This is a genomic window from Priestia sp. RMT2NF4 (assembly GCF_047872835.1).
Classification (GTDB): Bacteria; Bacillota; Bacilli; order Bacillales; family Bacillaceae_H; genus Priestia; species Priestia zanthoxyli.
Genome location: NZ_JBLQZO010000005.1, coordinates 60848 through 85949 on the forward strand (window position 1 = coordinate 60848; position 25102 = coordinate 85949).

At 38.2% G+C, this 25102-nt stretch carries 20 protein-coding genes; 11 read left to right on the forward strand and 9 right to left on the reverse strand.

The features are described from left to right. Positions 1 to 246: 246 nt before the first annotated feature. Positions 247 to 2055 carry a carbon starvation protein CstA gene (cstA, locus tag ACMX9J_RS19765; RefSeq protein WP_014457699.1) on the reverse strand — a complete coding sequence of 603 codons (1809 nt, stop codon included), beginning with the start codon at positions 2053 to 2055 and terminating at the stop codon, positions 247 to 249. Between the two features lie 253 nt (positions 2056 to 2308). Between cstA and proB the strand changes: the two genes are divergently transcribed. Next, positions 2309 to 3133 carry a glutamate 5-kinase gene (gene proB / locus ACMX9J_RS19770; RefSeq protein WP_013085533.1) on the forward strand — a complete coding sequence of 275 codons (825 nt, stop codon included), beginning with the start codon at positions 2309 to 2311 and terminating at the stop codon, positions 3131 to 3133. Next, positions 3130 to 4374 carry a glutamate-5-semialdehyde dehydrogenase gene (locus ACMX9J_RS19775; RefSeq protein ID WP_155008455.1) on the forward strand — a complete coding sequence of 415 codons (1245 nt, stop codon included), beginning with the start codon at positions 3130 to 3132 and terminating at the stop codon, positions 4372 to 4374. The genes proB and ACMX9J_RS19775 overlap by 4 nt, the downstream gene beginning before the upstream one ends. A 273-nt stretch (positions 4375 to 4647) precedes the next feature. Here ACMX9J_RS19775 and ACMX9J_RS19780 read toward each other — a convergent pair whose 3' ends face one another. Further along, positions 4648 to 6033: a sugar porter family MFS transporter gene (locus ACMX9J_RS19780; protein WP_049166315.1), complete on the reverse strand. Its 1386-nt coding sequence runs from the start codon at positions 6031 to 6033 to the stop codon at positions 4648 to 4650. 191 nt (positions 6034 to 6224) lie between these two features. On the opposite strand from ACMX9J_RS19780, the gene ACMX9J_RS19785 reads away from it, so the two are divergent. From ACMX9J_RS19785 to ACMX9J_RS19825, 9 genes are all read left to right on the forward strand, one after another. Continuing rightward, positions 6225 to 7001, forward strand: coding sequence for an alpha/beta hydrolase (locus tag ACMX9J_RS19785; protein WP_033580373.1), 777 nt, complete (start codon positions 6225 to 6227; stop codon positions 6999 to 7001). A 95-nt stretch (positions 7002 to 7096) separates the two neighbouring features. Continuing rightward, the gene (locus ACMX9J_RS19790) at positions 7097 to 8107 is read left to right on the forward strand and encodes a LacI family DNA-binding transcriptional regulator (protein ID WP_033580374.1); all 1011 of its coding nucleotides are present in this window, start codon (positions 7097 to 7099) and stop codon (positions 8105 to 8107) included. Between the two features lie 144 nt (positions 8108 to 8251). Beyond that, complete coding sequence (locus ACMX9J_RS19795) at positions 8252 to 9013, forward strand: threonine/serine exporter family protein (RefSeq protein ID WP_013085528.1); 762 nt, start codon at positions 8252 to 8254, stop codon at positions 9011 to 9013. A 14-nt stretch (positions 9014 to 9027) separates the two neighbouring features. Continuing rightward, complete coding sequence (locus ACMX9J_RS19800; protein WP_013059882.1) at positions 9028 to 9483, forward strand: threonine/serine exporter family protein; 456 nt, start codon at positions 9028 to 9030, stop codon at positions 9481 to 9483. A 300-nt stretch (positions 9484 to 9783) separates the two neighbouring features. Then, positions 9784 to 11190: a cytochrome ubiquinol oxidase subunit I gene (locus tag ACMX9J_RS19805; RefSeq protein WP_028411940.1), complete on the forward strand. Its 1407-nt coding sequence runs from the start codon at positions 9784 to 9786 to the stop codon at positions 11188 to 11190. Continuing rightward, positions 11177 to 12193, forward strand: a complete 1017-nt coding sequence (gene cydB / locus ACMX9J_RS19810) for a cytochrome d ubiquinol oxidase subunit II (protein WP_328171383.1) — start codon at positions 11177 to 11179, stop codon at positions 12191 to 12193. Before ACMX9J_RS19805 ends, cydB begins: the two co-directional genes overlap by 14 nt. Next, positions 12193 to 13905, forward strand: coding sequence for a thiol reductant ABC exporter subunit CydD (gene cydD / locus ACMX9J_RS19815; RefSeq protein WP_328171382.1), 1713 nt, complete (start codon positions 12193 to 12195; stop codon positions 13903 to 13905). The genes cydB and cydD overlap by 1 nt, the downstream gene beginning before the upstream one ends. After that, positions 13905 to 15650: a thiol reductant ABC exporter subunit CydC gene (gene cydC / locus ACMX9J_RS19820; protein WP_255287248.1), complete on the forward strand. Its 1746-nt coding sequence runs from the start codon at positions 13905 to 13907 to the stop codon at positions 15648 to 15650. Before cydD ends, cydC begins: the two co-directional genes overlap by 1 nt. A 225-nt stretch (positions 15651 to 15875) precedes the next feature. Next, complete coding sequence (locus tag ACMX9J_RS19825; protein ID WP_416226114.1) at positions 15876 to 17675, forward strand: cation:proton antiporter; 1800 nt, start codon at positions 15876 to 15878, stop codon at positions 17673 to 17675. Positions 17676 to 17703: 28 nt separating this feature from the next. Here the strand turns inward: ACMX9J_RS19825 and ACMX9J_RS19830 are convergent, their stop codons facing one another. Genes ACMX9J_RS19830 through ACMX9J_RS19860 form a run of 7 tightly spaced genes read right to left on the reverse strand, consistent with a single transcriptional unit; the run spans position 17704 to position 25055 of the window. After that, positions 17704 to 19080 (reverse strand): O-antigen ligase family protein, encoded by a 1377-nt coding sequence (locus ACMX9J_RS19830; RefSeq protein ID WP_028411945.1) that lies wholly within the window; start codon positions 19078 to 19080, stop codon positions 17704 to 17706. Between the two features lie 25 nt (positions 19081 to 19105). After that, positions 19106 to 20608, reverse strand: coding sequence for a murein biosynthesis integral membrane protein MurJ (gene murJ, locus ACMX9J_RS19835; RefSeq protein ID WP_176344924.1), 1503 nt, complete (start codon positions 20606 to 20608; stop codon positions 19106 to 19108). A gap of 30 nt (positions 20609 to 20638) precedes the next feature. Beyond that, the gene (locus ACMX9J_RS19840) at positions 20639 to 20971 is read right to left on the reverse strand and encodes an EamA family transporter (RefSeq protein WP_014457712.1); all 333 of its coding nucleotides are present in this window, start codon (positions 20969 to 20971) and stop codon (positions 20639 to 20641) included. Continuing rightward, positions 20964 to 21299: an EamA family transporter gene (locus tag ACMX9J_RS19845; RefSeq protein ID WP_013059873.1), complete on the reverse strand. Its 336-nt coding sequence runs from the start codon at positions 21297 to 21299 to the stop codon at positions 20964 to 20966. The genes ACMX9J_RS19840 and ACMX9J_RS19845 overlap by 8 nt, the downstream gene beginning before the upstream one ends. Further along, entirely contained in the window at positions 21299 to 23017 is a 1719-nt protein-coding gene (locus ACMX9J_RS19850; protein ID WP_116739825.1) for a DUF6020 family protein, read from the reverse strand. The genes ACMX9J_RS19845 and ACMX9J_RS19850 overlap by 1 nt, the downstream gene beginning before the upstream one ends. A gap of 2 nt (positions 23018 to 23019) precedes the next feature. Beyond that, positions 23020 to 23958 (reverse strand): glycosyltransferase family 2 protein, encoded by a 939-nt coding sequence (locus tag ACMX9J_RS19855; protein ID WP_013059871.1) that lies wholly within the window; start codon positions 23956 to 23958, stop codon positions 23020 to 23022. Further along, on the reverse strand, positions 23955 to 25055 hold the full coding sequence (locus ACMX9J_RS19860; protein ID WP_028411949.1) for a glycosyltransferase family 4 protein: 1101 nt from the start codon (positions 25053 to 25055) through the stop codon (positions 23955 to 23957). The genes ACMX9J_RS19855 and ACMX9J_RS19860 overlap by 4 nt, the downstream gene beginning before the upstream one ends. Positions 25056 to 25102 lie beyond the last annotated feature (47 nt).

A 25102-nucleotide genomic window follows, 5' to 3' on the forward strand; every position in this document is an offset into this window, starting at 1 on the left:
ATGTTAGAAATAATAATAACATTTTTAAATAAAAAATCAATACTAAATTATAATTATTATAATTTAAAGTGTTAATTTTGAGATGTAGTCAGTGGGGGTTATAAGCATGTGAAGTGTACGAACTATTTTAAAAATTTTCTGTATAGTATATTTAGTTTAATAATAAAAATGCCTGGTGTGCAATTATTTTGACCGGCTATTACCATATCAAAAACACGCTTGCTTATATAAGCAAGCGTGTTCGTTTTATATATTTTGTGATAAGTTTGCTTTCGCCGCTAGTTCAGCCTGAGGCGTGCGCCAAAGCTGCGTCCATTTTTGAATCGCGGCAATCATAATAATGAGACCGAGTATAAGCATGATGATTGAAAGAGTCGCATTTAATATGCTGTAACCTGCCGCAGCTTCATTTAAATACACATTCTTAACCATCCAATAACCCGCGTAGTTAACCGTTACGTAAAGGTAGGCTAGTGGAATAAGACAAGTAAGCATATAGGAGCGCTTATCTGCAATTCTAAGAATAACGGTTGCACCAATAATTAAACCAATGGATGCCATTAACTGATTCGATACGCCGAACAGCGCCCAAACTGAGCCAATATCTCCTGAGAACAATAAGTATCCCCACATAAAACAGGCTAGGGCACTTGCAAAAATGGACCCAGGAAGCCAGTCTACTCGCTTCAATGGCTTATAAAATTCACCGAAAAAGTCTTGAATTAAATAGCGGGAAACGCGTGTACCCGCGTCGATAGCAGTCAAAATAAACACTGCTTCAAACATAATAACGAATTGAAAAAAGTAAGAAGACAGGTGGCTGAACCAAGGAATTTCCGTGAAAATATACGTCATTCCTACAGCCAGTGTAACAGCGCCGCCTGTACGGCCTTCTAAGTTTAGGCCAATTTCTTGGCTAAGCTGAGGAAGAGCCGTTACGTTCATGCCAAGCGTTTTGAACACTTCAGGTGTAGAGTTGATTGCAAAATAGTCTCCAGGATGTAAAGCAGTTGCGGCAATTAATGCCATAATTCCTACTAAGCATTCGACTAACATCGCGCCGAAGCCTACAACTTTAATGTCACTCCAACGATCGAGCATCTTAGGGGTTGTTCCTGAACCAACAAATGCATGGAAGCCAGAAATAGCACCGCAGGCGATCGTAATAGAAATGAACGGCCACACAGGTCCTGCTAAAATAGGGCCGCCTCCGTGAATAAATTCAGTAACTGCAGGAAATGGAATTGCTGGATTTACGAAAAACACGCCTACAATCAGCGCGATAAAGACACCAATTTTCATAAAGCTGCTTAAGTAATCTCGAGGTGCTAAAAGCAGCCAAACGGGCAAGGCCGCTGCAAAAAATGCATAAACGGGAAGAATAATTGAAAGTGTTTTAATATCTAGCGTTAAAAAATCTCCTAAAGCTGTTCCTTGAATATAAGGACCGCTAAATACGGCGATTAAAATTAAAATGAAGCCGACGGTAGAAGCCGCTTTTAAATTACCTGTTTTTTTGTGGTAAATACCTACCCCCATTGCGATCGGAATGGTAATTCCAACAGCGAATGTACCCCAAGGATTTTTCTCAAGGGCGTGTAACACGACCATAGATAAACCGGCCATTGTAATGGTAATGATAAAAAGCATAGCTAAACCTGTACAAAAGCCAGCGACGGGTCCTAGCTCTTTTTTAGCCACTTCTGAAAGCGACTGGCCTTTTTGGCGCATAGATGCAAATAACACAACTGCATCGTGAACGGCTCCTCCGATTACAGCTCCGATTAAAAGCCAGAGCAGTCCGGGCAAATAGCCAAACTGAGCTGCTAAAATAGGTCCAACGAGCGGACCCGCAGCTGCAATAGCTGCAAAGTGATGACCAAATGTTACCCATCGATTGGTTGGCACGTAATCTTTTCCATCTTCAAGCTCATGTGCCGGCGTTTTTTGCGCATCGTTTAGTTTCAAGACCTTAACAGCCATGAATGTTCCATAAAGCCGATACGCAATCATTAAAATACAGATAGATCCAATAACAATCGTAACCGCATTCATTACAAATCCCCCTATCCCTTAGTTGTCTGATGTTTGTACTACTACACAATGTTATGTAATTGTGTGTTCCCCTTACAACTTTCATTATAAGAGAAGAAAGCGCTTTTATCACCAGTTTTTCCCTTAATTATTTAAAAAATTAGAAAGTTCAAATTCCCTTTGAAAAACTATAAGACTTTTCACATAATCTCTGCTATAATTTTTAAAAAAATTAGTACGCATTTAGGTGTTTTTAGTTAGGGAGATGAAATGAGTGAACCATCGTCAAGAGTTACAAAATAGCAAGCGTATCGTAGTCAAAGTAGGGACATCTACGTTGACCTATGATAACGGAGATATTAACTTAGCACGCATTGAAAAACTAGCGCGTGTGTTATCTGATTTAATGAATGCAGGAAAAGAAGTTGTGCTTGTTACATCAGGTGCCGTTCAAGTGGGAGTAAAAAAACTAAAGTTAAAAGAAAAGCCAACTTCTATTCGAGAAAAACAAGCAGCAGCCTCTGTCGGGCAGTGTGAGCTTATGCATATCTATAGTAAATTCTTTGGTGAGTATAGTCACATTGTTGGTCAAGTACTGTTAACAAAAGATGTAATCGAAGATGAACATGTGCGCAATAACGTTGTGAACACGTTTGAAAAATTAATTGAAGACAAAGTGATTCCTATTGTGAATGAAAACGATACAGTTGCCATCGATGAGATTGAAAACATCGTGCGTTTTGGAGATAACGATAATTTATCCGCCATTGTTTCAGTTTTGATTCACGCAGATTTACTTGTTATTTTATCTGATATTGACGGTTTCTTTGATTCAGATCCCACAAAAAACCCTAACTCTAAATTAATGAAAGTAATAGATGGCATCACGCCGGAGCTTGAGAATTTTGCTGGAGATAGTGGAACTGACGTTGGAACAGGCGGAATGGTCACAAAGCTGACCGCTGCTAAAACAGCTACAAGTGCAGGCGTGAGCTTAATCCTAGCAAATGGGAAAGAACCAAGTATTTTGCGAGATATTATTGAAGGCCAAGAAATTGGAACGTTATTCTTAAAACAAGCTGAAGGAGTAATGAAATGAGTGAATTGCAGCTTAAAGGAAAGCAGGCAAAAGAAGCCTCTTATTTCTTAGGAAATGTAACGAGCGAACAAAAACAGCAGGCACTTTATAAAATGGCGGCTGCTCTATTGGATCAACAAGAAACGATTTTAAAAGCAAATAAATTAGACGTAGAAAAAGCCGTTCAAAAAGGCACGTCAAAAGCGATGTTGGATCGCCTATCTTTAAATGAAGAGCGGATTCATGGAATGGCAGACGGCCTGCGCCAAGTAGCTGCGCTTGCAGATCCGGTAGGAGAAGTGCTGTCTATGGCTAAACGACCAAATGGCTTACAAATTGGGCAGCAGCGTGTACCTATTGGTGTCATAGGAATTATTTATGAAGCGCGTCCAAACGTTACATGTGATGCAGCAGGCCTATGCTTAAAAGCAGGAAATGCGGTTATTTTACGCGGAGGCAGTGAGGCATTTTATTCGAATCAAGCGATTGTTTCTGTGTTATCTCAAGCTGCGGCAAGTGCAGGGCTTCCTGAGCATAGCGTACAGCTTATTGAAGATACGTCGAGAGAAACAGCACTGGAGTTAATGAAGCTAAATGAATATATCGATGTATTAATTCCTCGAGGCGGTGCAGGTTTAATTGAAGCGGTGGTAAAAAATGCAACGGTTCCTGTTATTGAGACAGGAACCGGGAACTGCCACATTTATGTTGATGAAGAATATGACCGTGACATGGCAGCCAGTATTGTCATTAATGCAAAAACATCTCGTCCAGCGGTGTGCAACTCAGCCGAAAAGCTGATTATTCATGAACGGGCGGCTCATGAATTTTTGCCGATTATTGTTCAAGCACTACGAGACAAAGATGTAGAAGTACGCGGTGATGAACGTGCGCTCACAATCGTTCCAGATCTTGTTCCAGCAGGGGATGAGGATTGGAAGAAAGAATATTTGGATTTCATCATGGCAGTTAAAATCGTAGATGATATCGATGAAGCGATTTCCCATATTAATGTTCATAGTTCACATCATTCTGAAGCGATTGTAACAACAAATTATGCTCATGCTCAGCGTTTTTTACAGCGCGTTAATTCAGCTGCTGTTTATGTGAATGCTTCGACGAGGTTTACGGACGGAGAAGAGTTTGGTTTCGGGGCAGAAATCGGAATTAGTACACAAAAGCTTCATGCGCGTGGACCAATGGGATTAAAGGAATTAACAACATTAAAATATATTATTTACGGAGATGGACAAATTCGATAAAAAGAAGAGGCTGGGACGAAAGTATTTTAGACAAAGTAAAACCGAACCATTGATCAAAATTTTTGATTAGTGGTTCGGTTTTTTTGTTAGGGTGAACATAGTTTTCATCTGTTTAAATTCTTCTAGTAGTTGATTGGAGGGCGAGATGAAGACTCCCGCGGAAAGCGAAGTCTTGCACGGAAATCAACTACGGTGTCATAAGCCGTTTAGCTCATGTATCCCATTTGTTTTTCTTTAGATTGGATTCATTTAGATATACCCCAACCTCTTCCCTTACTTCCATATATGTTCAATTTCTTCAAGTGACTTTCCTTTTGTTTCTGGCACCCACTTCCATATAAACAAAAATGAAGCGATACACATAATCATAAAAGATAAAAAGGTAAAAGATCCTCCAGCTTTGTTCCAAAGAATAGGAAAAAACTGAGACACAAACCAATTAGCTATCCACAAGAAAAAGGTAGAAATAGACATTGCATAGCCTCTCGCATGATTAGGAAAAATTTCAGAAATCACAACCCATACAACAGGTCCCATAGAAATATTAAAAAGAAATAAATAAAAAACAATAAGTAAACTAGTAGTCAAGCCTTCAGTACCCTGTGAATGAAATCCAAAAGAAACGAGAAGCTGCGTAACGGCCATACCGGCTGTGCCAATAAGTAATAAAGCTTTGCGGCCAATCCGGTCGATAAGCCACATGGAACAAAGAACGCCTAAAAAGGCAGCTACACCAATCATAGACGTAACAAGGAGCGATAAATCTCCTCTAGCTCCAGCTGCTTCAAAAACTTGCGGGGCGTAATAAATAATGGCATTGATTCCGACAAGCTGTTGAAAGGCTGCAAGTAGAATACCAATAAGCAACGCTTTTCGAAGGCCTGCCTCTTTAAAAAGCGAAAGAGAAGCCGGTTGATTTTCTTTTAACGATTGCTCAATATGATACAGCTCTTGGCGTGCAATGTGTGTACCATTGATTTTAATTAAAATGTCCATAGCTTCTACAGTGCGGTTTGCTTTTACTAGCCACCTCGGACTTTCAGGAACAGGAGAAAGGATAAGAAGAAATAAAAGAGCTGGAATCCCAGAAGCACCGATAATGTAGCGCCATCCTGTGGAATTCTGCCATGCGTCTTCCCCAATAGATAAAATGTAGTCATTCACAAAATAGACAGAAACAATCCCAACGGCAACAGCAAATTGATAAAGAGAGCCTAAGCGGCCGCGCATGTGCGGAGGGGCTATTTCAGAAATATAGGTAATAGAAAGAACGGAGGCCATACCAATGCCTAGCCCTCCAATAATTCGAGAAATAATCACAAAAGAGATGGCTGAAGATAGCGCTTGCATAATTGCGGATACGATAAATAAAGAAGCTGCTAAAAGCAAGATACCTTTTCTACCGAATCGATCACTCAGTTTTCCTGAAGAAAGTACCCCAACGGCACCCCCGAGCAGCAAACTAGATACAACAAAACCTACCATCGTTGGACTGAGATTAAAATGCACTTCCATTAACCCAATAGCCCCTGAAATGACGGCTGTGTCATAGCCGTAAAGTAACCCTCCAAAAGCAGCTGCACATGAAATGAAAATAACAAAAAATAGATTTCCTTTTTGCTCCTTATACTCGTCAGAAGTTACTTTTACTATCCCCATATAAATTCCTCCTTTGAATCGCGTTCACTATTTTAATTTAAAAAAACGTTATACGTAAAACGTTTTCATAAAAGATGTTTTTATGTTAAACTAAAAATTGTAAATAATCAAACTATTTTTTAACTTTTATATGAATTATGTACGTTTTGTTATCAATCAATGGGGAAGAAAAAGTAAGGGGGAAGAGAAATATGGCGTTTATTCAATGTGATTTTTTTTCAGAAGTATTGCAAATAAGTACTTCAATGAACGTTTTGATACCGCAGCAAACAAAATCTCAGATTGGTTTACAAACCAATACAAGAAGTGAGAAACACCCTACGCTCTATTTATTACACGGTCTTTCTGATGATCATACGATATGGATGAGAAGAACTTCGATTGAACGCTACGCATCAGAATTAGGACTTGCAGTTGTAATGCCAAATGTAGATCGTAGCTTTTATAGAGATATGGCTTATGGAAAGAAGTATTGGACGTTTGTAACAGAAGAACTTCCTCAATTGGCTAGGTCATTCTTTCCGTTATCGGAAAAAAGAGAAGATAATTTTGTGGCTGGTCTTTCTATGGGAGGGTACGGCGCTTTAAAATGGGCGTTTCGCAAACCACATCAATTTTCTGCAGCTGCCAGTTTATCAGGAGTGATGGACATTGAAGGGCTTGGAGAACGAGGGGAAGTTCAGTTCCTAGATTATCCTTTGATTTTTGGCATGCCGCCTGTTATTAGACCTGAGGATGATCTTTTCTGGCTGCTTGAAAATCGCCGGCGCTATGGAGAAGTGACTCCGCGTATTTATCAATGCTGTGGAACGGAAGATTTTTTATATCAGGAAAATAAACGTTTTTCCGAGCGATGTAAGCAAGAGCCTATTTGTTTTACATATGAAGAAGGAAAAGGAAGTCACGACTGGGCATATTGGGATCAAAAAATTCGAGATGTGTTAAAGTGGCTTTTTAGTGAAAAGTAGGGAAGGTAGTTTTGGGTGGTTCCGACTTCTAGTAGTATAATAAAGAAAAATGTTTACTTGGTCGATAGACTAAAAGGAAATAGGAGTCGGTACGAATGGGGAGAAAAAAAGTCACGATTACAGAAGTAGCAAAAGAAGCGGGTGTTTCATTAGCTACGGTATCAAGAATCTTCAATAATAAAGACGGTAAAATTAAAATCAGTGAAAAAACAAAACAAAAAGTACTAAAAGCAGCAGCTCATTTAGGGTATCAGACAAATCCATTTGCGGCAGCTCTGCGGGCCCAAAAAACAGGGATTATCGGGATATTAATTAGAGATTTAAAAGACCCATTTTTAATCGAGCTGTTAAAAAAGGTACAGCAGCAAGTTCAAAGTCGAGGGATGGACGTTCTTATTGGACATACGGATTACCAAGAAACAACGGCTGAGCGTCAATTAAATGTGATGATGAATCATTGGTTTGATGGAGTCATTTTATTAGATTATGTAGCCGCTCCGCATCCGTTTGTAGACGTATTAAAACAATATCAAACGCCTTACGTTTCTCTTACAGGAGACGGCTCTTCTGCACTTTGGCCAATTGTACATGTAGATGATGCGGAGGGAATGCAATTAGCTGTTGCTCACTTAACGGACCTTGGCCATAAGAATATCGGGTTCGTTGGAAAAGCTGTAAGCGGAGTCGAGCACCGTCTGTCTCTTTTTTATCAGTATGTACCGTCAGCAAACGCAAAGTTTGTGAAAGAAGATATGAATAACTCAGATGAACTATATCAGTTTATAAATGAGCTAGCTCATCATCCAGAGCCCCCAACTGCGCTTATTTGTGCTACGGATTACATTGCTCTGAAAGTGATACACTGTGCGTGGCAAAACGGACTTCACGTTCCAGCGGATTTGTCTGTTATAGGGTTTGATGATATTACAGAAGCTAGTGAAGCGCAACCTCCGCTAACAACCATCCGTCAACCGATGGAAAAAATGGCTGAAAAAGCAGTAAACCTCTTACTTCAGCAAATTCAGGATCAGCAAGAAATAGATCAGGTACAGTATAAAATGGCACCTGTATTAGTAGAGCGTGAGACCACAAAACGTATGAATTGATAAGGAATGTATATACTATTCCTGAAAGTGTGAGACAAAAAGTCCACACTTTTTTGCATTAACCATTGCGTCCACTTCCCTCTTTCTTATACACTGTATGCTGTAGGGGAAAAAACCAAGCTTTAATATGTTTGGAGCGATTTGATGACACAACAAAAATTAGATAAATATGAAATTATGGACGTTAGCTTACTAGCAGGTAAAATTATGTTAGAAAGCGGAGCAGAAACGTATCGAGTAGAAGACACAATGATGCGGATTGCAGCGTCTTACGGTATAAAAAAATCCCACAGCTATGTGACGCCAACAGGGATTATGTTTTCACTTGAAACGAAAGAACCGACGAAAACGAAGTTAATTCGTATTTCCGAACGAACGACCGATTTAAAAAAAGTAACTATGGTAAATAGCGTCTCAAGAACCATCAGTCAAGGAAACATCTCCTTGGAGGAAGCGTATGAAATGCTACAAGAAATTGAAGCAACGAACGTAGCTTTTCCACTATGGGTTCAACTTGCAGCTGCATCCATTTCTAGCGGATGCTTTTTAATCATGTTTCAAGGTTTATGGACGGACTTTATTCCAGCGATGTTTTCAGGAGGTCTCGGATTTTTAACCGTGGTGTATTTCCACCGTCTTATTCCGATTCGCTTTTTTGCTGAGTTTACCGCTTCGTTAGTTATTGGACTTTTATCAGCTCTTTTAGTCGCTTCAGGACTAGGAACGCAAATTGATAAAATTATTATTGGATCCGTTATGCCTCTCGTTCCTGGGTTATCGATTACCAATGCAGTGCGAGATTTAATGGCGGGACATTTACTGTCTGGATTATCAAAAGGAGCAGAAGCGTTTCTGACGGCATTTGCTATTGGTGCAGGTATTGCCATTGTATTTACGCTTCTATAGAAGGGAGGCATCATATGCATATCGTAGAGCAGATAATTACAAGTTTTATTGCTTCAGCAGCGTTTGGGATTATTTTTAATGTTCCACGTGAATCATTATTAAAAAGTGGCTTTGTCGGAATGATTGGCTGGCTCATTTACTATTTGCTAACGTTCTATGGTGTAGATGAAATTCCAAGCACTGTAGCATCGGCCTTTTTTATTGCTATTATTAGTCAAATTTACGCAAAAATTTATCGTACGCCGATCATTATTTTCACCGTAGCAGGTATTATTCCGCTCGTTCCAGGGGGAACAGCATACGATGCCATGCGTAACTTTGTAGAAAATAATTATAATGAAGCGATTAGTCTTGCAGCAAAAGCCTTTATGATTTCAGGTTCAATTGCCATTGGTATTGTATTTTCTGAAGTCATTAACCAAATCATTCGTCAATCTAAATTAAATGCGAAAGCAAAATATCGACCGTAGAGAAGCAAGCTCAAATCAGAGCGTGCTTTTTTTATGAAAAAATAAAGAGATCCTGCCCTTTTTTGTCACAAGAAAGTCACGTTTTAGTCTAAAAACGTTCAAAAAATGTACGTGCACAGCTAAAAAAATAGACTATACTATGTAAATAGAAAGAGAGACATTACATATGTTTGTGAAATGTTGAGCATATTTCTCGAATTGTTATGCTCAATGTTTCACAATATAAGTAAAAGATGCTCAGAAATGAGCAAAGTATCTATGGAAATGATGAATGTTCTTATATATGAAAGGAGAAAGAAGATGGATACAGTCATACTATCACGTATTCAATTTGCATCAACGACGCTGTTTCATTTTATCTTTGTACCGCTGTCTATCGGCCTTGTCTTTTTAGTAGCGATCATGGAAACGATGTACGTAGTAAAAAAAGATGAACAGTATAAAAAGATGGCAAAGTTTTGGGGGCACTTATTCCTGATTAACTTTGCTGTCGGAGTCGTAACAGGTATTTTACAAGAATTTCAGTTTGGCATGAACTGGTCAGAGTACTCAAGATTTGTAGGAGATGTATTTGGTGCGCCGCTTGCTATTGAAGCACTGCTAGCGTTTTTTATGGAGTCCACGTTCCTCGGGCTGTGGATTTTCGGGTGGGATCGTTTGCCTAAATGGCTGCACTGTCTATGTATTTGGCTTGTTAGTCTAGGTACTATCTTTTCAGCGTTCTTTATTTTAACGGCTAATTCTTTTATGCAGCATCCGGTCGGAATGGAGCTAAATAATGGCCGTTTGGAAATGAATGACTTCTTTAAATTGTTAACGAACGGTCAGCTGTGGGTCGAATTCCCTCATACAATTTTAGGTTCGTTTGCAACAGGCGCCTTTTTTATCACGGGTGTCAGCGCTGTTATGCTCTTGAAGAAAAAACATGTGGCTTTTGCTAAAAAATCATTTCAAGTTGCTATCCTTGTAGGGCTAGTTTCAGGTGTAGGAATTGCACTATCTGGGCATGAACAGGCCGGATATTTAGTTAAAACACAGCCGATGAAAATGGCCGCAAGTGAAGGATTATGGGAAAACAGCGGAAGTCCAGGTGCTTGGACAGTAACAGCAAATATTCACCCTGATGAAAAGAAAAATACGAGTGAAATCAAAATACCTTACTTATTAAGCTTCTTATCATACGGTAAGTTTTCAGGCTCCGTTCCTGGAATGAATGAGCTGCAGCAGCAGTATACGGCGAAATATGGAGAAGGAAATTATATTCCACCCGTTCGAACAACGTTTTGGAGTTTCCGCATTATGGCTGGTCTAGGTGGCGTATTATGTGCATTAGGCATTTGGGGTACGTACTTGCTTTCTCGTAAAAAACTTCAAGAAAGCAAACTATTTTTACGTATTATGACGATTGCCATCGCCTTTCCGTTCCTTGGAAGCTCAGCAGGTTGGATTATGACAGAGATTGGCCGTCAGCCTTGGGTTGTATTTGGCTATATGAAAACCGAAGATGCCGTGTCTCCTGGTGTAACAGCAGGTGAATTGCTATTTTCTATTATCTCGTTTTCGTTCTTTTACTTAATTTTAGCTGTGATTATGGTGTTCTTGTTCGTTAAAGAAATTAAAAAAGGTCCAGATCACGATCACGAAGCACATACAAAAGTAACATCAACTGATCCGTTTACAAAGGAGGGATACAATGTTTTCTCTTAATGAATTCTGGTATTTGCTAGTATCCATTCTGTTTGTTGGTTTTATCTTTTTAGAAGGCTTTGATTTTGGGATTGGAATGGTGTCTCGCTTTTTAGGAAGAAACGACTTAGAGCGACGAGCTTTTATTAATACAATCGGTCCTTTTTGGGATGCAAATGAAGTTTGGTTAATTTCAGCAATCGGTGCTATGTTTGCCGCTTTTCCAAACTGGTATGCAACGCTATTAAGCGGGTCATATGTTCTTTTTGTTCTTCTGTTGCTTTCGCTTATCGGACGCGGTGTAGCATTTGAATTTCGAGGAAAAGTTGAAAAACAAGCGTGGAAAAATGCGTGGGATTGGGTTATCTTCTTTGGAAGTCTTTTTCCACCGCTCATTTTCGGCATCTTATTTTCAGCACTAATGAAAGGATTGCCTGTTGAGCGCAACATGCAAATGAATGCCGGCTTTTCGGATATTGTGAATCTATATACCATAACGGGCGGCGTGACGCTAACGATGCTTTGCTTATGGCACGGACTTATTTTTGCGACGATCCGTACGATGGATGACATTAGAGATCGTTCACGAAAAGTGGCCATGAAGCTTTTGCCTGTTAATGCCTTGCTGCTTCTTATTTTTTCAGGCATGACGTTTTTTGAAACAAATTTATTCAGCAATCATAGCCGCTTGATGCTATACACATTTTTTATCGGTATTTTCGTGTATTTACTAGCAGGATTTTTCCTTACACGGAAAAAAGACGGATGGGCCTTTGCTATGTCTGGCTTAATGTTAATTTTATCAATTTCCTCTATATTTGCAGGATTGTTTCCAACCGTTTTGGTTAGTTCAGTCAATGAAAGCTATAGTTTAACGATTCATAATGCAGCATCAGGGAATTATTCCTTGAAAATTATGTCTTACGCTGCTATTGCGTTACTGCCTTTTGTGTTAGGTTATCAAATTTGGAGCTACTACGTTTTTAGAAAACGTGTAGATCATAAGGAGCATATGGAGTACTAATGGGTAGAAATTTAATGGTTTACAACGGAATAAAAATGGTTCTTGCCGTGTTAATAGGGCTTATTACTATTCAAAGTGTAGCCATTATTTTTCAAGCTAAGTGGCTTGCCGAAGTAATTACTGCTCTTTTTCATGGTGAAAGTTTAACTTCGCAGACAAAAGCAATCGGATTGTTTTTGTCTGCCTTTATGGTTCGTCAGATCGTAAGTTTTATAGTGAAAAAAACAGCATATCAATTTGGAGTCAAAACGACTCAGGAACTTCGTTTGACGGTCATGAAAAGCATTTTTGCACTCGGACCGCGCTTTACCAAAAATGAAGGGACAGGAAACTTGGTGACGCTCATCACCACAGGCCTACAGAAGCTTCGCGCTTATCTTGAGCTGTTTTTGCCTAAACTGGCCGCCATCAGCGTTACACCTTGGCTAGTGCTCGCTTTCGTTTGGTATCAAGATCGGCTTTCAGGCATTATTTTGCTTGTAACTATGCCAATTTTAATTTTATTTATGATTTTACTTGGACTGGCTGCCCAGAAAAAAATAGATAGCCAATGGGAGACGTATCATGTGCTGTCCAATCACTTTGTAGATTCGCTTCGAGGATTAGAAACGTTAACATTTCTCGGGAAAAGTAAGGAGCATGCTGAAACGATTGAAAGAGTCAGTGACCGCTATCGAAAAGCGACAATGGGAACGCTCCGAATTGCTTTTTTATCTACGTTTGCTTTAGATTTCTTTACGATGTTATCTGTAGCCATCGTGGCTGTTATGCTCGGTTTGCGGCTAGTGAACGGTTCGATGACGTTAGAGCCTGCACTTATGATTTTATTGCTGGCGCCTGAATACTTCCTGCCGATACGGGAAGTCGGAAACGATTATCATGCAACATTAGACGGAAAAGAATCCGGAGATGCATTAATTAAGATTGTAAAGCAGGCTGAAAAACCGTCGGCTAATGAAGAAGATGTTCCTGATTGGACGGAAAACAGTGAAATTCAATTGCGTCATATCACCGTAAAATATGACAAAGAGCAGCCGCCTTCTCTTGAAGATGTGTCACTTCATGTTAAAGGAAGTAAAAAAATTGGGATTATAGGAAAAAGCGGAGCTGGAAAATCGACGCTTATTGATATACTGAGCGGCTTTGTACAATTTACAGAAGGGTCTGCTGAAGTAAATGGCGTGCCGGTTGATTTACGCTCAGATGCTTGGCAAAAGCAGATTACGTATATCCCTCAGCACCCATTTATTTTTAATGGAACAGTGAAAGAAAATATTGAATTTTATCAGGATAGAGGCGGTTCTTATGATTATGAAGATGCTTTAACGAAAGCAGGACTTTTATCTACGATTCAACAGATGCCTGAGAAGGAAAATGAAGTGATAGGAGATGGAGGACGGCAGCTTAGCGGCGGCCAAGCTCAAAGGATTGCCCTAGCTAGGGCGTTTCTGAGCGATCGCCCTATTATTATGCTTGATGAACCAACGGCGCAAGTAGATATTGAAACGGAATATGAATTAAAGCAAGATATCTTAACGATGTTTCAAGACAAGTTATTTATTTTAGCTACGCACCGTCTGCATTGGATGAAAGATATGGACCTCATTGTTGTAATAGAGAACGGAAAGGTTGCAGAAGTCGGCAATCATCAAGAACTGATTCGAAAAAAAGGAGCTTACTATCAATTTTTACATGAAGAGGAGGAGATATGATGAAATATAAAAGTTGGATATGGCCCTACTTTAAAACGTATAAATATCGTATCTTTTCTATCTTATTACTAAGCTTGTTAACGATTGGTTCTGCTTGTGCGCTAATGTTCACATCAGGTTACTTGATTTCAGCTTCTTCCTTACGTCCAGAAACAATCTTACTGGTGTACGTTCCCATTGTGCTTGTGCGTACATTTGGTTTAAGTCGAGCCGCCTTTCGTTATGCGGAGCGTCTTGTTAGTCACGATTTTATTCTTCGCATTTTAGCTAAGATGCGTACACGTCTTTATCATTTGATTGAACCGTTAGTTGCTACATCCCGCTATCGAACGGGAGATGTTTTAGCCGTTCTCGCTGAAGATATTGAAAGTTTACAAGACTTGTTCTTGCGTACCATTCTTCCAACAATCTCAGCTGTTATTTTATACGTTATTTCGATTGTAGCTTTAGGATTCTTTAGCCTAAAGTTTGCATGTTTGATTGCCATCTATTTATTTTTATTAGTAGTAGTGATGCCGCTTTTTTCCCTTTGGCATATGAAAGCGGCCAATCAGCGATATAAATCAAGCAAAGCACAGTTATATGCTAAGGTCACAGACGGGTTTTTAGGAGTTGCTGATTGGGTGTTAAGCGGTCAGCAGCAGTCATTTTTTCATTCGTATAACAAAACAGAAGATGAGCTAGACCGCATGGATCGTAAGCTTAAACTATGGACGTATTACCGAGAATTGATTGGCCAAGTTATTGTAGCAGGTTTAATTGTCACAATGATTTGGTTTGGGGCCTCTCTTTTTGCAGACAAAGAGCTTGCAGGTGTTTTTATTGCTGCTTTTATTTTAGTAGTATTTCCTTTATCTGAAGCACTGCTGCCGGTATCTAATGCAGTAGAAAAAATTCCTCAATTTGAAGAGTCATTAAATAGAGTGCAGGAAATGGAAAAGAACTGGGAATCTGTGAATGAAAAGAAAAAACATACTCTTTCCCTACCTTACAAAGGTTCATGGGACTCGGTTAGCTTAAAAGTCGAGCATGTAAGCTTTCGCTATAGCAATGAGGAAGAGTCAGTCATTCATGATCTTTCATTTCAAGTCGAGCAAGGGAAAAAAATTGCGATTCTTGGCAAGAGCGGAGCTGGAAAGTCGACTCTGTTAAAGCTGCTGCAAGGCTCCTTATTGCCTACAGAAGGTACAGTTCAACTAAACGGTCAGTCTGTTGCTGAAGTTCGCGAAGATGTACCAAAACTCATCTCTGTATTAAATCAAAATCCTTATTTATTTAATACAAGCGTAGCAAACAATTTATTACTAGCTAATGAAGAGGCTACAAAAGAAGAGGTAATTGAGGCAATGAAGCAAGTCAATATGCACTCCCTTGTGGAAGGTTTGCATCAAGGATATCAAACGTCCATGCTCGAAACAGGTCAGCGCTTTTCAGGAGGAGAACGTCAGCGGATTGCGTTAGCACGTGTTCTACTTCAGCGTACGCCCATTGTTATGCTGGATGAGCCAACTGCAGGGTTGGATACCGTGACTGAAAAGCGTTTGTTATCCACTATCTTTGAAACTCTTCACGACAAAACTTTAATTTGGGTTACACATAATTTAGTTGGGATGGAAAAGATGGATGAAATCTTATTCCTACAAGGTGGAAAGATAGCCATTCGCGGAACGCATGAGGAATTACTTGCTACGAACAGTCACTATCAAAAGCTATATGAATTGGATTATCCGGCAAAAAGCCTTTAGCAGCAGCTAAAGGCTTTTTACTATTTTATACTAAAGTGAAATTCGACAAACATGAGTAAGGTATGTGTCGAACGAAGGAAAATAGCTTGGATTCAAAGAGGGGAGAGGCGTTTAGCATTTTTGAAAAAGTGGTAAAACAAGGTAGTGTTTGTTTCTTCCTGTATAACATCGGTTTATTTTAGGGAAAATATATACACATTATGCGAACGAGAGAAGGAAGATACAATGGAACCTATGCTTGTACATATCACACTTGTAGTGGGACTAGGAGTTCTATCTCAGTGGCTGGCTTGGAGATTTAAGCTACCAGCAATTGTCGTGATGTCGATTATCGGACTGCTAACAGGCCCTATTTTAGGTTTAATTGATCCTAAAGCACAGTTTGCTCAGCTTTTTGATCCTTTTGTATCGATTGCTGTAGCTGTTATTTTATTTGAAGGCAGCTTGAACTTAGACATGAGAGAGGTAAGAGGAATCGAAAAGCCCGTGTTTCGCATTGTGACACTGGGAGCCATGCTAGCTTGGATGTTAGGCTCTTTAGCTGCTCATTATATAGCGGATTTATCCTGGGCGGTGGCAATTGTTATCGGAGGGCTTTTTATTGTGACGGGTCCAACCGTAATTTTACCTCTTTTACGACAAGCTAAATTAAAACCAAAACCAGCAGCGATTTTAAAATGGGAAGGTATTATTGTCGATCCATTTGGTGCACTGTTGGCCGTTTTTTCGTTTGAAATTGTTCAATTTTTAGTGCTGAGAGAAGTGAGTGGAAAAACAATTCTCTTTTTCTTCGTAGCCTCTATTATTGCCGTTTTAATAGGATGGATTCTTGGCCGCGGAATAGGATGGATGTTTCAAAAGGGGCATATTCCAGAGTATTTAAAATCTCCGGTCGTATTTATTGTCGTTATTGCCTGCTTTACAGTAGCTGATGAAATTAAGCATGAAACAGGTCTTCTAGCAGTAACAGCGATGGGGATTACCCTTGCTAATATGCATATTTCGTCTATTAGTGATATGCGACACTTTAAAGAGAATATTTCGGTTCTATTAACTTCTACTATTTTTATCATGTTAACGGCTGGACTGACGATGAAGACCATTACTGAAATTTTTCATTGGAATATTATTTTGTTTGTTTTACTTATGCTGTTTATTGTCAGACCTGTCTCCATCTTTTTATCAACGGTAGGCACAGATTTATCTATAAAAGAAAAAATACTGATTGGCTGGATTGCCCCGCGCGGAATTGTGGCGTTAATGGTCTCAAGCTACTTTGCGAAAGTACTAATTGATGAAGGATTTAAAGATGCTTCGATCTTAACAACGCTGACATTTGCTTTAGTGTTTGCTACGGTTTGTGCACACGGTTTTTCCCTTTCATGGCTAGCTAAAAAGCTGGATTTATCGATTGGCGAAGAACCTGGTATTTTGCTTGTAGGAAGCAATGATTTTACGGTTGCCTTTGCTTCAAAGTTAAAACAGCTGGGCTATCCAGTATTAGTTGCTGATTCTTCGTGGGAGCGGTTAAGAGTTGCGCGCAGAGCGGAGGTAAATGTTTATCACGGAGAAGTACTAGCTGAGCAAACAGAATATCATCTAGACTTAACTCCTTATGAATATGTGATTGCTGCAACTGAGTTAGATGCATATAATGCGCTTGTTTGTACTGCTTTTCTTCAAGATATGGGACGGAACAATGTTTTTCAATTGAGCATTCGTGACCAAGAAGATTCAAGAGAAGATGTTGATGAAATTATGCATACAGTAAGAGGAAGTATGCTCTTTAAGAAAGGCATTACGTGGGAGTTTCTGCATCATAAAATGGAGCATGGATATACGATTTACAATACAAAAATCACGGATGAATATACGTACGAAACATATCTTGAGGAGAAAAGCGATGATTCTCTTTTACTAGCAGTGAGTACGCAAGGAAAGGCATTGAGTTTTTTTGCTCATGATCAAGAAATAAACGTCAATGCGGGCGATACGGTGTTAAGCCTTCAGCCATTAAAAAGATAAAAAAACAGGCCGTTAATGGCCTGTTTTTTTATGCTTGTCTTTGTTTAAAATGAATGACGAACAGATAAGCAGCAGCTGCTGCAAAATAGATGGTAACGGCTGGTGCTGTAAAGACATGCCCAGCTACAAAAGCAATTCCAAGAGCTAATACAATTGCTGTACTATACATCATAAAGCTTTCATCAAGAAGCTGTGATGGCTCTTTAAATAATCGAACCAATACGGTTAAACCAACTACTAGAAGTGGAAGAACCCATAGTAAAAATCCGATGATACCTAAAGAGAAAAACAAATCATAAAAATCCATTTCAATCATCTTTGGCGGAAGCTGTTTTGTATAGTCACCAGAAAAGCCCATACCTATCATTTTTCGTGCAATAGGTGCTTTTGCATACTCTTCCTTATGATGAGCTAAGAATTGCTCACGGCTGCTTAGAATCAGATTTTGAATATCTTTATCATCTAAATTTGATTCCTTTTGTTTTTTCTTTTTAGCCGGCTTTTCTTTTTCTTTCTTTTCCGGCTTTTCTTGCTTTGTTTTCTCTTTTTTAGCCTCTAACATATCGATGTGCGTATATGTGTTTTTATAAGCTGGAGAAATCGGAGTAGTTGCTCCGGTTACAATTAAAAGCAGAATTGAGATTACTAAGTTGGCTTTAATTAAGCTGCGTTTATTCGTAAATAATTTAGCAAATAAGACAACTGTTGCTACAACTAAAGAAAGAATAACGGCACCTAAGCCTACTTTCGTTCCAAGCATGATGGACGAAACGGCTAACAAGATAAAAGGAATCCAGTAATAAGCTTTTGAAAACGAACGTACTTTATCTAAAGCTAAAAGCAGTGTGAGAGGAAGCAAAATAGCAATGGTTGCGCCTAGCTCATTCGCTGCATAAAACCAGCCTTTAAACCCAATTTTATTATACTGATAACTCTCTAGTGCTGTACCCGTTAGCATTGTACCGATAAAAACAATACTGATGATGAGTGAAGCAGTTAATAAGTTTTTGCTCAGTATTCTTTTTACATCCACAGATGATCGATAATGTGAAAACATCACAATCATTCCAAGCAGCGTAACGTTCATATAAACAACTTTATTGAAAAATTTAATTTCTTGCCCAATATAATAAGGATCTTTCCATTGATGATTTAAGTAGATATTGAGTCCAAGAAAGAGTGCAAAAACAATAAGATAGATAATCGAATATCTAGCCCATTTTGATTGTTTGGCAAACACTAAAAGTAGGACACCTGCAAAAATCATATATAGAAAGCGAATAACAACCCCAATTGAGAGACCACTATCCATGTTCAAAACCATGTACGTCGTTAGCATATCAATAATCGGCTGAATTGAAATAAAACCAACGAACAGAAAAAATAACCAGTATGTGTTCTTCATATAGTACTCTCCTGTTTTACGTGAATTAACGTTTTCTTTTAACTAAAAGCATAACACCTTCTACTCTGCATAATAGCGTCGACATTAAGTATACTAAACCACCTGCAATACAGACAATACCAAATCGTAAGATAACATGTAATGAATTCAAAAATGCGATGTCCCTTAAGAAGAACATGACGATCGCAACAGGTACGGAAGCTAAAAGAATTTTTCCTGTTTCTTTCGCTAAATATCCGTAATGGAAGTGATTGATTTGTTTTGCCAGCATAACGAATACGATAGCCGTATAGAAAAAGGCAACTACTGACATGGAAAGTGCTAATCCTTGGTATCCCATAAATTTAGTGAAAATTATGTTAAAGATGATATTTAACACAATGGATAATAAGCCTGCTCTCATAATAAGATAACCTTTTTGAAGAGAATAAAATCCTTTTGCAAGAACAGCTTGTAGCGAATAGAAAAATACCGAACCTAGGTAATAATAAGATACATCCGTTGTTTTTAGCGTTGATTGTGCGTCAAATGCACCGCGCTGATAAGCAATCATTACAATGTCTTTCATATAAAAGATCATAATAACAATCGTCGGAATCAGCAGCATCAGCATAAACGTAATCCCTTTTTCAATTCCTGATTTAAAGCGCTCTTCATCTTTTTCAGAAATGGCTCTTGCAATCAGCGGGTAAATAATGGTTGCGACCGTAACCCCGAATATTGCCTGGGGAATACTTACAAGTCTGAAGGCGTAATTTAAGTATGAAATAACACCTTCACCAAAGGAGCCAGCAAAGAAGAAGTTTACAGTTAAATTAATTTGACCGACCATAATGGTCACACCAACAGGGATGAATACTTTATAAAAAGCCACCACTTCATCACGGTCAATTTTTTGCTTCCATAACAGCAGATGCTGCGGTTTAAAATAGACAACTTTAATTAAGAAAGAAGCAATCGTTCCTACAAAGTAGCCAAGAGCAATTGCATAGCCGCCCATAATTGAATGTAATAGGATTGTACTTAAAATTGTAAATAATACAACAACGGTTTGAGAAAACACGGAGAAAGAATATTGACTTCGTGCATCAAATACACCTTCGTATACGGCATTCACTCCAACTAATGAAAGAGATAAAAAGTACATAACGCCCGTATAAATGCCTAGTTCAATTGCTGCTTTGGAAAAATTAGAATACGAAGCGGGAAAGTAAAAGAAAGCGGCAATTGATCCGAGAACCGAAATAATGAAACAAATAAGAAAGGTTGATTTAACAATATTAGTTAAATGAACCTTTCCTTTATTTTCTTTTTCATAACGTAAATAACTAGGAATAAACGCATCCTTCATCCCCGTTAACATAAATAAGATAAAAGCGTTTGGAATAATCATTGCTGCGTTGTATGAATCGACGATATAACTTGTACCGAAATAGTTAGCAATAACTAAATCACGAATCATACTAGAAAATTTCAAAAATAATGTTGATATGAGCAGTAAAATGCTCGCGAATTTTAAGTTTTTCATGCGAAACTCCTACCTTTTCAAGTTATCTCATCAACTATTAGCAATAAAAAAGCATCCGACAATTAGAAGAATACAGCCGATAACTTGTTTTGTTGTAACTTTTTCTTTAATTAAAAAGTAACCGAATGTTAATGTCCAAATGTACGTAATAGACGTGAGCGGAAATACAATAGAATAAGGTAACAGCGTTAAAACATACACATTAAGCAGAGCTGCTGCCCCGTAAAAAAGGCCGCCACCCACAAAACAAATAAGCGCTAGCTTTATCTTTTTTTCATTTAAATACGTAGAAATATACTTGAAAAAGACAGCTCCAACTGAACCTAAAAGAGTCATAATAATTAAAAGTGGGATACTATTCATCTTGGCCACCTACTAAAATTACACCTACGATAATAATAAGAGTACCGACCAGCTTCATAGGGCTAATGGTTTCATTTAATAGAAAGAAACCAAGAGCGATGCTGATGACATATCCTAGGCTTAAAAATGGATGAAGCAAGGAAACTCTTTCAAATTTAAAAGCGGCAATCATAAACACCGCTCCTAATCCATAAAGGAAAAAACCAATAATTAAATTTAAGTTAAATGAAGCTTCGGACAACTTCCAAAAAAGTTGTCCAACAGCTGTAAACAGGGAAGCCACGATAATGAGTGTGATTCCTAGCTTTTTGTTATAATTGCTCTCCATCAGGAGGTCACATCCTTTTCTTTCTGATCAAATCGGATAAAAGGAAGACCAATAAAGAAGAAAGACACAAATACGCTTGCTAATAAATATCTAAAATCTTGAGCCGGCAGTGCCGCAAGAACAGAAAGCGTGTTAAGTGCCCAAGGAATGACAATAATAAGGGACGTAATTCCTCTTCGAATCACTAGCATTAATGAAAATAATAAAATGACACAGTGATAAAAAGCTGGTTTCCATAAGAATGTAAAAACAGGGTGCTTAAAAATAGCTAAGTAAGCATTAGCAGTATGTGTAATAAACGGCTCGATTACTTTATTTTTAAGACCTAAATCATTGCCGTAATAAATGTTGGTTACATACGTATCCGTGTAGCCATCTTTAAAAGGGTTGATTTGCCATACTAAAGCCGTTTGTTTGAGAAAGCCTTCCGTTGCTAGATAAGGATTTTTGATGACAATGCTAGCATAGTTCTTAAAGTAAAGACCTAAATCATTAAAAATAAATTCGCGGTCATAGTATTTCCACGTGAATTTAATTGGATCACTTTTGTATGGATTATACTTTTCTTTCCACAATTCAATAGGAAGCACTTTATTAAAATATTCGCGCTCTTCTTTTGACATCTCCCCATCATTTGAAATGATATTTGCAATTTGTTGAGTTGGAATAGACAAAGCTTCATTTGGATCTGAAGGTTTTACATCAAGCCACGTGAACACAGGGCCTGTAACAATCTTTTGTAAAATAAAGACGACTAAGAAAATCGTGACAAGAGGTTTCCAATTTTTTCTGAATAAGACAATCATTAAAAGGAAAGTCAAAACAAATACAGGAAAACCATTATGTCTAAAGAAAGCTACTCCAAATGCGGAAAGTAAAAGTAAGAAAAAGCTCGCTTTACTTTTAACCCAAGCACCTTTTGACAGATAAATTTTTGCAATGTTAACCGTAAAAAACAGCAGAAAAGCACTGTATAAAATGTCTTTCCAAATAATAATTGAAAAGATTAAGAAGCTTGGAATAATGACAATAATAGCTGTTAAAAGTCCAATCATAACAGGATGTGCTTTGCGTTTAATGAAAAAGTCAAATGTATAGGCGTATATGCTCACTACAACAACAATTTGCGTGAACGCTACAATTCCTGGGTTATCCCATATTTTTGTCAGCAGCATAATGAGCCACGTAATCATAATAGGGTGCCAATCGTTAAATTCTCCGTTATGTGCCTGTCTCCACTGTGCTAATGAATCAGGAGTCATGGCCGCTGGGAAAAAGGCGAACCAGTAATATAGACTAACAGCTAAAATAAGAATCGTAACAATTCCTAGATAACGCTTTGGGTGTGCAAATGTATAGTGAAAATCGTTTATCTGTTTGATAGCGCTGAGTACAGCGGCCGTCAGCAGCATTGCCAATAAAGTACGGCTGATGGCATACAAAACGAGTGAAAAAATAGTTGAGCTCGTCATATGTAAGTTATCTAAAAGTGAAAACTGTACGATAAACGAAAAAACAATCAGCAATAGCCATTCTAGCGGTTTAAATGAAGCATAAGCTCTATTTTTATAAATAAAAATAGAGCTTATGATGGTAAATACAAGTGCAGCAAAAAGGGAAAGATAGTGAACACCGTCTGGATTACCAATACTTAAACCGATAAGAATAATTAAAGCTGTTACTGTAAGCAGTAAAATACTTTTTTTATTCTTCATCATTGTTATTCTCCTACTTGTTCAATCTGTTCAATTTTTTTATTTAGTTCTAATTCATATTGCTTGCGATTTAATGAAGCGATTGTATCTAGAATTAATCCACAGACGAAAGATAAAACACCTAACACCATCAATCCAGTTGCTAAGATAGATGAAGGTACTTTCGTAATAAAGCCTGTATCAAAAAATTCATAAAGTACCGGAGCACCAACAGCTAATCCTGCGACAATAAACAACACTGTCCAAATGGAGAAGAACTGAAGCGGCTTGTACTCTTTAAATAACGTAAAAATCATTCGTAACACTTTAAATCCATCAGAGAACGTATTAAGTTTCGATTCGCTGCCTTCAGGTCGATCGCGATAATCGATCGCGATTTCTTTTAGGCGGAATCGTTTATCTAACGCGTGAAGACTCATTTCTGTTTCAATCTCAAATCCTGGGCTCATCACAGGAATTGATTTTACAAATAATTTATCGTACGCACGATAACCTGTCATGATATCTTTAATGTTACTTTTGTACAGGCCGTTAATTAAAGAACGTACTAAGTTGTTACCAAAATTATGGAAAGCACGTTTGTTTTCTTCGAGATACGTTCCGTTTGATAAACGATCTCCAATGACCATGTTAGCTTCTCGATTTCTAATAGGCTCAATTAATTGATGAACAAATTCTGCAGGATACGTATCATCCCCATCTACCATGACATAACAATCTGCATCAATTTCTTGAAACATTGAACGTACAACGTTTCCTTTTCCTTGCTTAAATTCTTTTTTGACGATTGCGCCGTGTTCAAGTGCAATTTCACTTGTACGATCTTTTGAATTGTTGTCGTATACATAAATATCTGCACTAGGCAGTTCGCGTTTGAAATCGTCAATTACTTTTCCAATTGTTACTTCCTCGTTATAACAAGGAATTAAAACTGCGACTTTCATTTTTCCACCTCATCAAAAAAAATTGTTGGGAGTTGTTCAGCAATTACATCTACTGTGTAGCGGTTTGCTGTTTGTAACGCCTGTTGAGACATTTGCTGTTTCACATCTTCAGGAAGATTAATAAAAGCCTGTAGCTGTGAAGCTAGTTCATCTACATTTTTAGGCTCAAAGAATAGACCATTCTTTCCGTCTATAATGTAATCTTTTAGACCACCAATCTGACTCCCAATCACGGGTGCTCCGCAAGCCATAGCTTCGAGGCCGACTAAGCCCAAACTTTCTCCTTTTCTTACGGTCGGAAACACGAATGCTTCAATCGCATTATATACGTAAGCAAGAGACGACTGAGGAAGCAGAGGAAAATGGATGACTTTTCCCTCTAGGCCCAGAGTCTTGATCATTTCCTTAAATGCAGCTTCGTCTTTTCCGCTTCCAACGTATAAGTATTTGTAAGAAGTGGGCGTTTGTTGTTCAGCTTTTGCAATGGCTTGAAGGTAGTATTCCCATCCTTTACCCACATCAATGCGGCTTACACATCCAATATAACGGATAGTAGGGTCCAAGTTTAGTTCTTGATAAGCTTTGCTTTTATCTGCATAAGGATGAAACAGATCTTTATTCACTCCTCCGCTTGGAAAAATATAGATTGGATTATGAACCTTATATTTCTCTTCAACGAGCCCTTTATAGTAGGGAGAAGGAGTAATAATTTTAGTGGAATGGTGCAATAAGTCATTTACTCTAGGCTGATATTTTTCCTGTGAAGCTACTTCAGGTACAACATCTGAACCATGCACGTTTGTCACAATCTTCACATTCTTCTTTAGCTTTTTGAGAATCAGCAGCGGAAGAGCATTATGAGATGCATAATGTACGTAAAGATAGTCGTAATTTTTTGTTAAGCCCGTCACAATGACATTAGCATAATGAGAAGCATAGCTAAAAAGCTTGCTTAATTTGCTTGTCTTTTTTTGCATGACAATTTTATCAACTTGAATACCATGTTGAACTAAAATTTTTTCAGTGTTTTGAACAAATACACCATAGCTCGGGAATTGTTCAGAAGGATACATATTTGAAATCAACAAAATTTTCATGATTGTTTCACACCTATTTTTCTTTATTAGTTTATGATAATGACAAC

What these genes read in the sequence shown, in the direction of transcription:
- cstA (WP_014457699.1), bottom strand. Translation starts at nt 2,055, where the DNA reads ATGAATGCGGTTACGATTGTTATTGGATCTATCTGTATTTTAATGATT.
- ACMX9J_RS19775 (WP_155008455.1), top strand. Translation starts at nt 3,130, where the DNA reads ATGAGTGAATTGCAGCTTAAAGGAAAGCAGGCAAAAGAAGCCTCTTAT.
- ACMX9J_RS19780 (WP_049166315.1), bottom strand. Translation starts at nt 6,033, where the DNA reads ATGGGGATAGTAAAAGTAACTTCTGACGAGTATAAGGAGCAAAAAGGA.
- ACMX9J_RS19785 (WP_033580373.1), top strand. Translation starts at nt 6,225, where the DNA reads ATGGCGTTTATTCAATGTGATTTTTTTTCAGAAGTATTGCAAATAAGT.
- ACMX9J_RS19790 (WP_033580374.1), top strand. Translation starts at nt 7,097, where the DNA reads ATGGGGAGAAAAAAAGTCACGATTACAGAAGTAGCAAAAGAAGCGGGT.
- ACMX9J_RS19795 (WP_013085528.1), top strand. Translation starts at nt 8,252, where the DNA reads ATGACACAACAAAAATTAGATAAATATGAAATTATGGACGTTAGCTTA.
- ACMX9J_RS19800 (WP_013059882.1), top strand. Translation starts at nt 9,028, where the DNA reads ATGCATATCGTAGAGCAGATAATTACAAGTTTTATTGCTTCAGCAGCG.
- ACMX9J_RS19805 (WP_028411940.1), top strand. Translation starts at nt 9,784, where the DNA reads ATGGATACAGTCATACTATCACGTATTCAATTTGCATCAACGACGCTG.
- cydB (WP_328171383.1), top strand. Translation starts at nt 11,177, where the DNA reads ATGTTTTCTCTTAATGAATTCTGGTATTTGCTAGTATCCATTCTGTTT.
- cydD (WP_328171382.1), top strand. Translation starts at nt 12,193, where the DNA reads ATGGGTAGAAATTTAATGGTTTACAACGGAATAAAAATGGTTCTTGCC.
- cydC (WP_255287248.1), top strand. Translation starts at nt 13,905, where the DNA reads ATGAAATATAAAAGTTGGATATGGCCCTACTTTAAAACGTATAAATAT.
- ACMX9J_RS19825 (WP_416226114.1), top strand. Translation starts at nt 15,876, where the DNA reads ATGGAACCTATGCTTGTACATATCACACTTGTAGTGGGACTAGGAGTT.
- ACMX9J_RS19830 (WP_028411945.1), bottom strand. Translation starts at nt 19,080, where the DNA reads ATGAAGAACACATACTGGTTATTTTTTCTGTTCGTTGGTTTTATTTCA.
- murJ (WP_176344924.1), bottom strand. Translation starts at nt 20,608, where the DNA reads ATGAAAAACTTAAAATTCGCGAGCATTTTACTGCTCATATCAACATTA.
- ACMX9J_RS19840 (WP_014457712.1), bottom strand. Translation starts at nt 20,971, where the DNA reads ATGAATAGTATCCCACTTTTAATTATTATGACTCTTTTAGGTTCAGTT.
- ACMX9J_RS19845 (WP_013059873.1), bottom strand. Translation starts at nt 21,299, where the DNA reads ATGGAGAGCAATTATAACAAAAAGCTAGGAATCACACTCATTATCGTG.
- ACMX9J_RS19850 (WP_116739825.1), bottom strand. Translation starts at nt 23,017, where the DNA reads ATGATGAAGAATAAAAAAAGTATTTTACTGCTTACAGTAACAGCTTTA.
- ACMX9J_RS19855 (WP_013059871.1), bottom strand. Translation starts at nt 23,958, where the DNA reads ATGAAAGTCGCAGTTTTAATTCCTTGTTATAACGAGGAAGTAACAATT.
- ACMX9J_RS19860 (WP_028411949.1), bottom strand. Translation starts at nt 25,055, where the DNA reads ATGAAAATTTTGTTGATTTCAAATATGTATCCTTCTGAACAATTCCCG.